The following is a 14,262-nucleotide window of genomic DNA, read 5'->3' on the forward strand; positions in this document are numbered from 1 at the left end:
TTATATAACCCATAATATTTTACTAAAAGTTAAAAGTCGCAATTTCCTCATCACTCAAAGCCCTGTTGAATACAACTAAATGTGAAATGCCACCCACAAAGAAATTGCCCATTTCCTCCAAACGATCTACTGCTGCGATCGTAAAGTCAGATCCAATTTCGCCACCATCATATAACTCATGAGAATAGGCATAAGGATTTAAGCCTTCACGGTAATCAAGCTTGCCGTTAAAATAGGATTTTACACTTTCACCATTAAATGTAATCGCAATACTTGTCCACTTATCGAATTCAACAGGCGTACTTCCTATAGAAGCATCTCTAGCCCATTTATGACCAGGAGTAGGACCTCCCACATCAGAAACATGACCACAAACCTGATTTGCACTATTCTTTTGCAATAAATTGATAAACATACAATATTGCCGTTTTTTACCCGTTTCGTTCCACATTCCAGCAATGGTTTCACATTGCTTGTAAGCCTTATCTTTACGATTAATACGTGCCAAAATAGAAAACGTGGAATGTTTACCGCTAAAATTTAAGGCGGGACAATCTGCCCTTGGAATTACTGCATAACCACCTTCTTTAATACTCAAACATGTTTCACCTTCTATTGCACTAACGTTAATTAATTCATTGGCTAAGGTCAACGAATAGGGTTCGCCTACTTTTGATTTTAAAGGTTCATCCCCTTTAAAATCCCAGGCACACACAACTCCTTCCAATCCCTTATATGCTTCACTTGAAGAAATAACATTTTTAGTTGTTACTTTTTTACCTCCTATTGTAGCGCAAGCAAACAAGCAAATACTCAAGATCAAAAACATAAATAAATTATACCTTTTCATCACAGCTCTCATTATATTATTTTTTATGCCCTCTCACATTATCACCAATTTAACAGTTGACAATTTCCATAAAAAACTCCAAAGACCCAGTCTCCATTCTTTAAAAAATACATTCTGGATACTTTGGAGTTAATCACTAACCTCTAACTAATCATATTTAACTAATGCTAATATCCTGGATTTTGATCTGCTTCTGTTAATGCATCGTTGTTATCAATCTCTTGCTGTGGTATAGGATATAACCAATCTGTATCTGTAAAAGACCCATTCAACTGAGCATCAGTTATAATACCTATTGCTTTTTCCGTAGGCATAAGTTTTAAGTCGTACCAACGCTTTCCTTCCAAAATAAACTCCCAAGTCCTTTCGTTCCATACTGCATTCATAAACTCATCTTGGTTTAATCCAGAGTAATCAATAGAAGCATTTGGTGTTGTAATATCTACCCCATAACCCCTGCGGCGAACTTGATTTAATGCTTCATATGCATCAGTACTAGGGCTTGCATTTACCATAGCATCTGCCCAAGCATACATCGTTAACACATCCGCATATCTGTATATTGATTGATTATTTCCATGGGCGTTTTGTCCCGCTCCATTTTCATCAATATATTTTTTAAATAAGATGGGTCTATCCGCTGTTAATACTGCAACTTCTTCGGGTGTATTATATAGGTTGAAGTTTTTTCTTAAATCGGCTTCATCCCATAAGCTTGTAACCATCGGACTATTTATATTCCCTGTAAATGTTCTCCATCCAGCAGAAGAATACCCCGTTGCCGAACTATGCATGAAGCTAGGTAACCTCATCCCACTATTGCCTTCTCGAACCCAAATAATCGATAATAGTTCACCAGAATGTGTCGCATTATCTTCTGGAGAAAATATAGTAGCCAAATCAGGCTCTAACTGGAAATCACCAGAATCTATAATAGACTTAGAGATTGCTGCACTTTCAGCATATTGCCCAAGTGTTAAATATACATGAGCCAAAATTGCCTTCGCAGCATGTAAACCTAACCTACCTTGATTACTACCTGTAAATTTTGCAGGCAATGCATTGGAATTTATAGCATCAGTTAAATCTTTAACAACCTGAGTGTAAATATCACTCACGCTAGATTTAGCCAATCCAATACCATTTAAACTAGTTAATGGTTCAAGACGTAAAGGCACCTCTCCCCAAGAACGTACGATATTAAAATAGTGCAATCCTCTCAGAGCTTTTGCCTCTGCCACATATTGTGTTTTAAGAGCTTCATCAATATCTAAAGTTGGCACAGAGGCAATAACTGTATTTGCTCTATTTACGGCATTATACATCGCATCCCAAGCATCATTGATTCTACTTACACTTCTTGCAATAAGCTCAAATCGACCAACATCGGCCCAGCTTCCCGTACCTAACATATACTCGCCACGCACTTCGGCTTGCATTAAAAAATCTTGTTGATAGTAGCTACGTAATTGTAAACCTCCATAAGCTCCTTTTAGTAAGGCTAAGGCTCCTCCTTCAGAGTTCAATTCTTCAGGAGCTAAAAATGAACTTGGTTCTTCTGTATAAACATCTTCACAAGATGTATATGCCAAAGACAATCCAATAAGAATTATTAAAATAAACTTTGTTTTCATATCTGTACTTTTTTAATTAAAACCCTACTCTTACTCCCATTGATATGGTCTTAGTACTCGGGTATACATTGTTATCTACTCCTAAACGTAAATCTCCGTCTCCATAAGCCTGAACTTCTGGATCATAACCCGAATACTTAGTAAACGTGAAGAAGTTTTGAGCATTAATATATACTTGTGCACTATTTAGCCAAGACACTTTATTTGTTGGAATATCATAAGCTAAGTTTATTGTTCTTATTTTAATGTAAGAACCATCTTCAATAAACTCTGTAGAACCTCTAAACTCGCCACTACTCTGTATTTTAGGACTCGTTGCGCCTGCAGTATTTGAAGGTGTCCAGTGATTCATCGCCTCTGCTAACTGATTAGCACCTCTAGAAAATGAGTTTCTTAACAAAAATTTAGATCCCCACACGATATCGAAACCTTGTGCTCCTTCAATAAATACATTCAATGATAAATTTTTATACTTCAATGTGTTACCAAATCCAAAAGTGAAATCTGGATGTGGATTCCCAATTACTCTTGGGTCATCTTCATATTGATTATTCCCTTCACTATCATATCCATCATTCACATAACCATAGAAAGATGACATTGGCAATCCTTCTCTAATAATATGAAACTCTGAAATTAAATTGTTAACCGGACCAGGAAATACATCAGCTCCTTTGCTAAGCTTTAAAACTTTATTCCTATTTCTTGATAATTGGAAGGATGTATTCCAGTTTAAATCTTTACTTTTCACAATATGAGCATCGATACTAAACTCCATTCCTTTATTTTCCATCTCCCCAATATTTTGAGTGATTTCGCTAAATCCAACAGAAGATGGTAGATTTACTTGTGCTAATAAATCAGAGGTTTTCTTGTAATAATAATCAAAAGTAAATCGAACACTATTATTTAAAATACCAAAATCTACTCCAAAATCATATTGATCTGTAGTCTCCCACTTTAGATCAGGATTAGCAGGTGCTCCTGGCACAAAACCAACACCTAATGAACCTCCTAACACAACAGGTGCAGATACAACACTTGACCATGTCTGGAATGGACTAACCGCTTGATTTCCTGTAATACCCCAACTAGCTCTAAGCTTTAAGTTAGACATCCAGTCGATATCATTCATGAAATCTTCGTTAGACACTTTCCAAGCAAATGCTGCAGAAGGAAATGTAGCTCTTTGTTTTCCTTTAACAAAACGAGAAGACCAATCTGAACGCATTGTTAGTGTCACCAAATATTTATTTTGATAGGAGTAATTAACCCTACCTAATAATGATGCCAATCCCCATTCTGAACTCCCAGATCTTGGTACTCCAGGAAGAGAACCATCTTGTAATACCTCTGCTCCAAGTAAATCAGTTACAAAATCAGAAGATGAAGTTGAAATAAATGTACTTTTAAACGTCTGTGTATTATACCCTAAAATGGCATTTACACTATGATCTCCAAATTCATTTTTGTAATTAAGTATATTCTCATTTAAGATAGAATAACTCTCTGATGAACCTCTATAAGCCTTGCCTCCTGGCGTGCCATCTAAAAGTAATCTTGACAAATATCTATTACTTCGAGCTGTAGAATAATCAACACCTATTGAAGATTTAAACGTTAAGTTAGGAGTCAATGTAAACAAGCCATAAAAATTATCAAAAATCTTAGTCGTAAGTATTTCATCACTATATTCATTTATCCATTTCATTGGGTTATCTAAGGCAGTAGGCGCATAACTAAGACTAGAGTAATCATTAAGAGTAATATCGTTATAATTTCCATCCGCATCATATACAGACTCGGTTGGAGAGGCTATGTGCGCCTCAATAACGGCTCTATTTCCTCCATCTCCACTAAACTGTCTATCAGAACGAGACAAAATTAAGCTATTGCCTACAGTAAGCCAATCACTCATTTTTGCTTCCGTATTGTTACGAAGGGTTGCTCTTTCAAAACCACTATTTTTAAGAATACCATCTTGGTTAAAATAATTAAATGATTGCGATGTTTTGATACGCTCGTTTCCTGCTGTAATAGTTATGGTATGACTCTGCACAGGAGACGCATCAAATAATTCATCTATCCAATCGGTATTGGTGGTAACATCTGACGGGTTCGGAAAGTACAAGCCTGCTGAACCATCATTAACTGCTCTTTCGTTAGCGATTTGAACAAACTGTTGCGCATTTAATAAGTCTATTTTCTTTGACTGTTCTTGGATACCATAGTAAGAATCAATATCAACAGTAAATTTACCCGCTTTACCTTTTTTAGTGCTTACAATAATAACACCGTTACTACCTCTGGCGCCATAAATAGCTGTAGAAGATGCGTCTTTTAATATTTCAATATTTTCAACATCTGCAGGATTTATATTTTCTAATCCTCCAACTACTGGGAAGCCATCAACAATTACCAAAGGCTTATTCCCTCCTATGATTGAGTTTGTTCCTCGAATACGAATGGTAGTAGGTGCACCAGGAATACCACTGTTTTGGGTTACACTTACACCACTCGCTCTACCTTGAAGAGCTTGACCTATTGAACTTACTGGTACAGCTGCGATATCTGCAGCCTTTACAGACGAAACAGAACCCGTCAGGTCACTTTTCTTAACAGAACCATAACCTACAATAACAACTTCATCTAACCCTTGAGTTGATGAAACCAGACGTACAGTAACATTATCTTTTCCAAGGATGCTGATTTTTTGGGTTTCAAAACCAACAAATGAAAAAATAAGTACATTTTCACTAGGAGAAACCGTTAACTGGAATCTCCCATCAATATCGGTTGTAGTTCCATTGGTTATTCCTTCAACTACAATGGAAACACCCGGTAACGTCTCATTCTCTGAGTCGTAAACCGTACCACTAATAGTTCTTTGTTGCGCATTTGTTACCCACGAGATGAATAACAAAAACAACACTAAGAGTAATCGCAAATTCCTTTTCATAAAACATCTTTTTTACTTGAATATTACTTAAATAATTACACCTATAAAGTTTCGTAAACAAATTATATTACAAATATAAAGGTGAAATCAATCCAACTTAAATAGTATTACATCTAAACATGATACTTTATTATCATTTAATTAAACTATTATTAACAACAGAATAATCAACTTCCAACACCTTCATAATCAAACTATTACTCTGACGAGAGACAAATCCCAATCTCAATCCCAAGAATAAACACCCAATAAAATCGGTTAAAATCTAAATTAAATACTATTTTACACCCAATTATAATACTTCTAATGCATCATCTATTATACTATCTTATCATTTTGTGTAATATTTTATAAAACAAGACAAATGAAAAGCCAGATTCACAGGGAAATAACACCACTTCAGGGGAGTGATTGTTTTTTGATATTCGATCGGGAAAGAAATGCTTTCACATTTCCAATTCACTTCCATCCGGAATTTGAAATTACCTATATTCAAAATGCCAAAGGAGGCAAACGCATTATAGGTGATCACATTGGAGAAATTAGAGAGAAGGAATTAGTCATTGTTGGCCCGAACCTTTATCATGGATGGGATAATTATAAAAACACAGGCAAAGAATTGCTTCACGAAATAACAATTCAGTTCCCAAAAGAGCTTTTTGACGAAAACATACTTAAGAGAAACATGCTTAAACCAATCAGGGAATTATTAAACGATGCTAGCAGAGGAGTTTTATTTTCTGATGAAACCATTAAGATGGTCGAACCTAAACTATTAGCACTAAGCCAAAAAAGAGGCTTCGACAGCTATCTGGAATTTCAGTCACTACTATATGATCTTGCCATTTCTCGTGATCAACAGACACTTACCAATATGTCTTTCCAAAGACAAAGTGATTTTCACAATAGCGAACGCATTGAACGTATTTATAAATACGTACAGGAAAACTATCACAAAAAATTAAAACTTGAAGATGCTGCAAAATTGACAAACATGACTGTAATTTCTTTTAGTAGACTGATTAAACAAAGGACTGGAAAATCATTTGTTGATTTCGTAATTGAAATTCGCCTCGGTATGGCAACTCAACTATTAATTGAAACCGATAAGAGTATAGCTGAAGTCTGTTTCGATTGTGGCTTTAACAACATTTCTAACTTTAACCGGATATTCAAAAAAAGACAGGATTGTACTCCTTCTGAATTTAGAACAAACTTTAACGGAACTCGAAATGTATTTTAAAACTCATTGTTAAAAATACTACTTTCTCCTTTGAATCATTATTTCTATTTATCAATACTCACAGAGGAAATGTAGAAACTGAATTTCTAGAACGACATAACTTCATAGAAGAACCTACCTCTCGATTTTTAAAACCCATGCATGATTACAAGGTAATTTGTCAAATGCCAACCAGTACAAAAAGTTTATCTGCAAGCTATATGGGTGTTCGCTATGGTGTTACAGAAAAAAACAGCACGCTTGTTTATGCATAAAGTGCGTGTTGCAATGAAATCAAGTGGGAATTACCCTATGAATGGTGAAATAAATGTCGATGAGTTTGTTGTTGGAGGTAAGGAAAAAGGTAAAGTCGGAAGAAACTATAATAGCAAAAGAAAGTTGTTTGTGCAGTACAGCTTACAGGCAGGGGGAAAATCAAACGAATGTACGCTCAAAAGATTGATAATTATTCGTCTAAAGAACTAGAAAAAATATTCACGAAACACATAGACAAACAAGCAAGAGTAACAACAGATTTATGGAAAGGCTATCGTCCTTTGTTTAAAGATTACGATATCACACAAATAGAAAGTGCTGGCGGAATCAACTTCAAAGCATTACACACAGTAATACATCAAGTGAAATATTGGATTAGAACGACATATTCTTGGATAAGTGAGTTTAATATCGATCGTTATTTTGATGTGTTTTATTACTGGTGTGTTTTTTATCGAGTATGCCAATTTCCCATTTGACTCTCCATTCCACATTTTTTTGAATGAATTTGACTTTGTTTTCAAGTAAGAGATTATGTCCTTTGATGTGTTCCAAAAAGACAGGATCAAGTTTTTTCATTTTTTTGCAAAGAGTTGAAGTGGAAATATCTAATTCCATGACAAGCTCTTTTCGGTTCATAGTTTTGTATTCCATTTTTATTTTTTTGTAGTTTGCTTATTTCATAGTGGTGAAGCTAATTTGAATCTATATTTTGTATAAATTTGTATGGTAACAACAGTTTCACGGTAATAATGAAAAAGTGCTCATTTGTACCAAATTTGTACGACAATACCATAAGAGACTGATAACTAGCGTCCGTTAGTTTTGAAGAAGTTAAGTAATTCAACTTCAAATAAAATCAAAATGGCGGTCAATTAATTTGACCGCCATTTTTTATTAAATATTGCCCTAAAGTACAATGGTTCCTTTTGTGACCTTCGCTAAAACGGATACTCCTGCAAAAACACTCTCTGTTTTTTTAATAATCTTATTTTAGTCAAAAAGCTTTTATTTATTGTAATAAATGTAAGCTGTAACAATCACAACAAACACGATAAATAAAATAATGTAAGCATCGTATTTTGTATCAGCCTTATCCTTTAGGTAATTCCCTTTGCGAGTTTTTGTCACTTCTGGCTCTTTCAAATCTTGGATAGAATTCGGTTTCAAATCAGACGTTTCGTACTCATGGAAATTGCGGTTTATTTTTATAATCCCTTCTACCCCATTATAATAGTCTGGATTTAATTCTAAATTATCGACAATTTCTTTACATTCTTGCAAACCGATATTTGTTCGATCTTTAATGAATTTTACCGCAACCAGCTTTTGCTGATTTTCCAAAAAATATAATAGTTGAGATTTATCAACCCGTTTGCCATTAATGATTAGATCCATACGATGTTTATTAACTAATGATTATTCGTTTTAAAATTGCTTATCTCCTACCGACAATCTTCTAATTCCGTGGTTAATTGTACTGCTAACATTACTTTTATGTTCCTTCGTTACATTGGGCGTATTTTCAAGTTAAATTACCTTATTCTGCCTTAGAATTGCATTTTTACTTGTTGCATTTCTTTATTTTCACAGACCACTACCTTAATAAATTACGAATTAGTTTTACTTTTTAAACAGTCTGACGGCCTTGCTAAATTTCTTGGGCGAATTCAAAAAGAGGCCATGTCAAAGCGCAAGAAATCAAGCCCAATAAATTTACATATTATTTTATTATCGAAAGCTTGTGTTGTTAAATAAAGAAAGGATATAAATAATGAAGGTGTTTAGCCTATTTGGCTTGCTGAGTTACTAAATGAGATAAACCACACGCTAATTGCTATTGGAAATTCTTTAAAGTGCTTAAAATTTAATTTTTCTTTAATTTAACTCCATAAAGTCGTTCTTGAGATAGAAAAACATGATTAAGTCAACCCATCGTCCCTACTGGGAAGTTCTTAACACACAAACGCTTAATAGTTAGCAGATAGTCATTTTCATTACCACAATAAATACCCCAACATATTATCAAAAACATTCATTATACTATGTGCAATTATTCCGGGAAATATTGAACCTGTCTTAATTCTCAACCAACTTAATCCGAGTCCGGCAGAAAATGTCATAAGAAATGCTTTTAATCCTTCTATAAAACTTTCCGCACCTAATAGATGAGCAATTCCAAAAAGTATCGCCATTATGACTATAATTAGCCATATTTTAGCATTTGAAAAACAGGATTGCTTAGCATAGTACAATAAAAAACCAAGTACCGCACCTCTTAGACCAATTTCTTCTGCAATGCTTGGCATTGTTAGCTCAAATAGGTAATACTCAAGCCCACGGTTGAAATTTGGATCGTCTGATAAAATTTGATTACCAAAATTCCATAAGGCAATTGCAACACCAATAATAATCGTGTATTTCAACCAATTTTTATGTTTAGGTTTTTCTAATGCCAATAGTTGTTTAGGTGCTTTGAAAAAGAAGGCTAAAAGAATTACTGCTGCGGCACTTACAATATCCTGGCCCCATCCCATCTTTAAATCCAAATTCAATGTCTTCTGTATTTCCGAGCCAAGAATAAGCGCACAGAAGAAAACAATGAAGAATATAACTGCAAAAATCAAAGGTTTCTTTCTTTCCGCAGTTAATGATTTAATGCCTATGTAATTTCTAATGCCCATATTTTGGTTTTGAATTGTTAATCTTATTCTGACCAACGGTAAATTTTCAGCTTCCGAATTACCACCCAAAATTAATGCGGGTGATAAGACTCAAAAACCTCTTAAACCCATATGAATTAAACATTCTTAGCGATTCTAGCTTTATTTTATCTGTCAATAAATTCGTTTTTATTCTGCATGATATGATCAACTTGAATTTCCATTAATTTTTCAGTTTCATGAAATTCTGTATTTTATAAATTTTGGTTTATTAAATCAGATAGCTGTTGTTTTGTGGCTACACCCGATTGCCTCCAAACCACCTGACCATTTTTAAATAAAATGAGTGTGGGCACTCCACGCACCTGGAATTTTGCTGCCAGGGCCTGGTTATTATCGACATTAATTTTTATGATGCGTGCTTTTCCCTTAATTGTGGCAGCGAGCTCTTTCAGTATAGGAGTCTGACTTTTGCAAGGTCCACACCAATCGGCATAAAAATCCACCAGTGTCTGCTGGCTGCTGTTAATAATATTTTGAAAATTCTCTTTCATTGTTTAATGTTTTGAACGCTATGCACTTTGTTACTAAAAGCTATCTCTTAATTGTTTTACCAGTTCTTTTTGTTTCGCATTTAATTTTTCGGGTAATTTCACAAATAGTTTCACATATAAATCTCCTTGTATGTTTTTGCCATAAGCAGGCATCCCTTTTCCTTTAAGCCGTAATTGCTTTCCGTTTTGTGTACCCTCTTTTACGCTCACACTCACTTTTCCCGAAAGGGTTTGAACTTCCTGCTTACCTCCCAAAAGGGCTATACAAAGGTCGATCGGAACTTCCATATACAAATCGTTGCCTTTGCGCTCGTAAATACTATTGGTCTGAACTTTAATGGTCAGGTAGAGGTTTCCGTCCTGTCCACCTTTTCCCTTTTCGCCTTTCCCTTTTACCCGTAGTTTTAATCCATCATAAGCACCGGGCTTAATTTTAACTTTTAATTTTCCTGTTCCTGTATCCAAAATCCGTTCGGTACCTGAAAAAGCTTCCTGAATCGAAATTCTTATTTCACCTGATAAATCGCTGCCCGGAATATTGGCATTAACACCGCCAAAACCATGTGAGCCTCTAAATCCGCTAGCTCTATCAGAACCGCTTCCAAAGAATGATTCAAAGAAATCGGAAAAACCAGAGCCTCCGCCAAAAAATCCGGAAGGGTCTCCTTCAAAAGTATGGTACTGACTACCCTGTTGTTGATACCTCCTACCTGCACTCGGATTATAACCAGCTTGTTGATATTGTTTCCAATTTGAACCTAATTCGTCATACAATTTGCGTTTCTCCGGGTCACTCAATACCTCCTTCGCCTCGCCAAGCTCTTTAAACTTTTCCTCCCCCGCCTTGTCCCCCTTGTTTTTGTCAGGATGATACTTTATTGCAAGCTTACGGTAAGCCTTTTTAATCTCTTGCTGAGAGGCTTTTTTATTTACTCCAAGTATTTGGTAGTAATCTTTGTATTCCATAATTTCTGGTGCAATTATTTGATAGTTGAGCAACAATTAACAACTCCTTTTTCTTCCTACATTGTGAACAATTTTTATAATGCCGAGTAATTATTTCTATTTGAGAGGCTATAATAAATTTACTAATTTAAAGGTTGCTAAAAAAGGGACTGTGTTTTATTAAAACAATCCCCTTTAACAAACAAGCTATTTCAATATCCTCTCGCCAAGTTCGATCGCAGACAATACATTATTTACATTTTCCTAAGAAGAAACCGCTTCTTCAACTAATTCAGATTTTTCTGACTCAAGTGAATTGATTGCTTCTTCGTTGACCTTCCCATATAGAGAATCTTGCGACATGCCCAGCTTGCCTGGCTTTTCCATGCGTACTTTCTCACCAGCCTGAGTGGTTTCGGGCTTTTCGTTTTTATTCTTACATCCGGCAATAATTCCTATTGTCTGAAGTGCTAATAAATATTTAGTGTTATCATGACAACACCTATTCATACCAAAATTATTTTTTATGAAATTGCTCCATGAAAAAATTATTCTTTAGGGAATCCATTTCCTGAAACATTTTTTCAGTTTGTTCCATGTTTTGCCTAAATCTTTTAATAAAAAAGTCTTCCTTGTAAAAATCATATTTCATTAAACTGTCCCTGAAGAAAAAGTTATCAAAAGATGGTTTGTTAGAGAAAGGATACTGTAACTCAAACATTTTCTTGAAATTTGTGAAAATACTGTCTTCTGCAATCGTGTCGTTTTCAATATTTGAATAAAAGTAGGTATAGGTTGAGTCGTACTTTATCAGGTTGCCATGCTTATCATATTCCTTGTTTACTGTGATGTCTTCTTTCGGTGCATTTTTCACATCGCTTACTTTCTTATCTTTTGATTGTTTTTCCTGTCCATTGCAAGCACTTGTAATTAATGTACCTGCAATGAGTAATAACCATATACGTTTCATAATCTTACATTTTATAGGGTTACACAATTTGTTATTCGATGACAATTTGCTTTTTGTTTTCGATATAATCCGATTTTTTTGCAAGCTTTATCAATAGAACTCCATTTTTCATCTCTGCCTGTATTTTATCCTGATCAGCACTTTCCGGAAGTTGAAACTTTCGCTGGAACGAGGCATAAGCATATTCCCTGCGCATCCAGTTTTTGTTTTTATCTTCCTTTTCGTACTGTTTTTCTGACGATACAATTAAACTATCATTCTGAATTTCAATTTTTACATCTTTTTTATCTAAACCAGGTAATGCAAGGCTTACTTCAAAAGCTTTATCAACATCAGCAATATTTACCGAAGGAACTACAGATACGTATTCGTTATTTGCAGCTTCGTTGGTGATTTTTTTACCCAAAAACTTTTCAATTACATTCGGGAATTTGGGCTTTATATCTGAAATATTCCATTTAAATAGTTTCATGGCTGTACAATTCTAAGTGATTAATAATTACTTGCATTGATTCAGCCAGCCAAATATTAGCTGGCTGAATTTAGTTTAATTACTTAATCTCAATTTGTTTTACAGGCTTTGGTTTAGCTTCTTCTTTTTTGGGAATGCTTACTCTTAAGATTCCATTTTCATATTTAGCCCCAACTTTGTCCCCTTCAGCTGTTTCAGGAAGGGTGAATGAACGACTAAACGATTGATAGCTAAACTCTCTGCGCGAAAACTTTTCACCTTCTTTGGTTTCGTTTTCTGCCTTTTTTGCTGAAGAAATGGTCAACACACTGTTGTTTAATTCGATTTTAAAATCTTTTTTGTCCAAACCTGGTGCTGACATTTCAACTTCGAAACCATTTTCATCTTCCTTGATATTTACAGCAGGAAGCGTAGTGTTAGTGTTTGAATAATTGCGGTTCGACCAATCAAATAAATCATTTTCTAAAAAGCGGTCGAACAAACCAGGCATTTGGTTTGAAAATCTTACTAGAGACATAATTTTATCCTCCATACTTTTAGTTAAACAATACATTTACATTAACTATTTTTCAAATGACATGCCAAAATGGAATAGAACCACATGGAATAGATTACGTAAAATACTGAATTACTGAATGATATACGTAAATTGAAACAGCAGCAGATTTGAAAAAAGATGTTATTATGACAGGCACTGAATTTACATGTGTCATCATGTCATTTTTACGTTTTTCAAGACATCTTACATTTGCTATTTTGTCATTTTAGATCAAAAAAAACAAATGTCAAATTATAATTTGAGGAGGAAGTATTGATCTGTGTGTCAGTCAATACGATTTGCAAATATGTGAAATATGCTTAGGTTTTCTTAGCTGTCCCAAAGGACAGAAGCGAGCTGGCAAAACTATTTTTTTCTTGCACCAACCTTCAATAAATGAATCAATATAATCTATCCTTTTTTCAAATTTCCAGTCAGATTACTTCTGTGTATTTGGTCGGCCTTGCATACAGCGGTTTGCAGCTACCCAAAGGTGGCGATTTAGAAACACATCGGGGTCAACGCCCATGATAATTTAGCTTTTATTACCATTTCGTTGCTCATACCATCTAACATTTCAAATCATTCAAACAAACCTTTTTAAGTGTTACGCTCTTCTCTACTTTCATCAACTCTTCACAACTACTGGTATTATTCGTTTTTTATAAAGGTTAATCATATCGTCAATTTTAAGATATAAGATTGAATTAAATAGAAGAAAGATCATCACAAACCAAAATCCAAAGTGCCCACTTATCCAAGTCGAACCAGCCCAGCTATGAACAATCAAAATGAATAACAGAAAAACTCTCGATATCTTTTTAGGCAGATAATATCCCAAGATTGCAATCAAAATCAACCATAAAACAGAGATAACAAATAATCCCGAGACATGATTTTTCATGACAAAAGCCCCAATAGGATTAGCTTCGTTAGCAAGATTCAAATTTCCATTCCAATATTCTGTTGGCTGGTAAATAGTCGTTATCACTATATCAAAAAGACTTGCCCAAATGGCAGGTATTATGGCTAATAATTTCACTCTCTTTTCCATGACGTGTTTTTAATATATTTATTGAGTGCAATGACTGGTAACTACAGTCTGTCTAAAAACTTATTAAACGGCTCAATTAAGTTTTAAATTTAGCGGTTTTAAGCATACATAAAAATGAAAATCAT

At 34.6% G+C, this 14,262-nt stretch carries 14 protein-coding genes and 1 pseudogene; 2 read left to right on the forward strand and 13 right to left on the reverse strand.

The window, feature by feature from the left end; translation table 11 throughout:
- Positions 1-22: 22 nt before the first annotated feature.
- The 3 genes from ALGA_RS04740 to ALGA_RS04750 form a co-directional block, all read right to left on the reverse strand.
- On the reverse strand, positions 23-850 hold the full coding sequence (locus tag ALGA_RS04740; RefSeq protein ID WP_197705706.1) for a LamG domain-containing protein: 828 nt from the start codon (positions 848-850) through the stop codon (positions 23-25).
- 167 nt (positions 851-1,017) lie between these two features.
- Complete coding sequence (locus tag ALGA_RS04745; RefSeq protein WP_096428240.1) at positions 1,018-2,484, reverse strand: RagB/SusD family nutrient uptake outer membrane protein; 1,467 nt, start codon at positions 2,482-2,484, stop codon at positions 1,018-1,020.
- Between the two features lie 16 nt (positions 2,485-2,500).
- Positions 2,501-5,443 (reverse strand): SusC/RagA family TonB-linked outer membrane protein, encoded by a 2,943-nt coding sequence (locus ALGA_RS04750; protein WP_096428241.1) that lies wholly within the window; start codon positions 5,441-5,443, stop codon positions 2,501-2,503.
- A 364-nt stretch (positions 5,444-5,807) separates the two neighbouring features.
- On the opposite strand from ALGA_RS04750, the gene ALGA_RS04755 reads away from it, so the two are divergent.
- Together ALGA_RS04755 and ALGA_RS04760 are read left to right on the forward strand one after the other, a co-directional pair.
- A complete protein-coding gene (locus tag ALGA_RS04755; RefSeq protein ID WP_096428242.1) occupies positions 5,808-6,686 on the forward strand; it encodes a helix-turn-helix domain-containing protein in 879 nt (292 codons plus the stop codon).
- 155 nt (positions 6,687-6,841) lie between these two features.
- Positions 6,842-7,420: pseudogene (locus ALGA_RS04760) on the forward strand (IS1595 family transposase); the annotation flags it as partial.
- On the opposite strand, the gene ALGA_RS23055 reads toward ALGA_RS04760, so the two are convergent.
- From ALGA_RS23055 to ALGA_RS04805, 10 genes are all read right to left on the reverse strand, one after another.
- Positions 7,347-7,595, reverse strand: a complete 249-nt coding sequence (locus tag ALGA_RS23055; RefSeq protein ID WP_162845347.1) for a hypothetical protein — start codon at positions 7,593-7,595, stop codon at positions 7,347-7,349. The pseudogene ALGA_RS04760 and the gene ALGA_RS23055 sit on opposite strands and share 74 nt — an antisense overlap.
- Before the next feature lie 354 nt (positions 7,596-7,949).
- Entirely contained in the window at positions 7,950-8,339 is a 390-nt protein-coding gene (locus tag ALGA_RS04765) for a hypothetical protein (RefSeq protein ID WP_096428243.1), read from the reverse strand.
- Positions 8,340-8,938: 599 nt separating this feature from the next.
- Positions 8,939-9,625: a CPBP family intramembrane glutamic endopeptidase gene (locus tag ALGA_RS04770; RefSeq protein WP_096428244.1), complete on the reverse strand. Its 687-nt coding sequence runs from the start codon at positions 9,623-9,625 to the stop codon at positions 8,939-8,941.
- 233 nt (positions 9,626-9,858) lie between these two features.
- Complete coding sequence (trxA, locus tag ALGA_RS04775) at positions 9,859-10,158, reverse strand: thioredoxin (RefSeq protein WP_096428245.1); 300 nt, start codon at positions 10,156-10,158, stop codon at positions 9,859-9,861.
- A gap of 33 nt (positions 10,159-10,191) precedes the next feature.
- Positions 10,192-11,124, reverse strand: coding sequence for a DnaJ C-terminal domain-containing protein (locus ALGA_RS04780; RefSeq protein ID WP_096428246.1), 933 nt, complete (start codon positions 11,122-11,124; stop codon positions 10,192-10,194).
- A gap of 243 nt (positions 11,125-11,367) precedes the next feature.
- Entirely contained in the window at positions 11,368-11,613 is a 246-nt protein-coding gene (locus tag ALGA_RS04785) for a hypothetical protein (protein WP_096428247.1), read from the reverse strand.
- A gap of 7 nt (positions 11,614-11,620) precedes the next feature.
- On the reverse strand, positions 11,621-12,073 hold the full coding sequence (locus ALGA_RS04790) for a hypothetical protein (RefSeq protein ID WP_096428248.1): 453 nt from the start codon (positions 12,071-12,073) through the stop codon (positions 11,621-11,623).
- 31 nt (positions 12,074-12,104) lie between these two features.
- Positions 12,105-12,545, reverse strand: a complete 441-nt coding sequence (locus ALGA_RS04795) for an Hsp20/alpha crystallin family protein (protein ID WP_096428249.1) — start codon at positions 12,543-12,545, stop codon at positions 12,105-12,107.
- A 79-nt stretch (positions 12,546-12,624) separates the two neighbouring features.
- A complete protein-coding gene (locus ALGA_RS04800; RefSeq protein WP_096433418.1) occupies positions 12,625-13,062 on the reverse strand; it encodes an Hsp20/alpha crystallin family protein in 438 nt (145 codons plus the stop codon).
- 649 nt (positions 13,063-13,711) lie between these two features.
- Positions 13,712-14,137 (reverse strand): hypothetical protein, encoded by a 426-nt coding sequence (locus ALGA_RS04805; RefSeq protein ID WP_096428250.1) that lies wholly within the window; start codon positions 14,135-14,137, stop codon positions 13,712-13,714.
- Between the last annotated feature and the right edge of the window lie 125 nt (positions 14,138-14,262).

It is taken from the genome of Labilibaculum antarcticum (assembly GCF_002356295.1).
Taxonomy (GTDB): Bacteria; Bacteroidota; Bacteroidia; order Bacteroidales; family Marinifilaceae; genus Labilibaculum; species Labilibaculum antarcticum.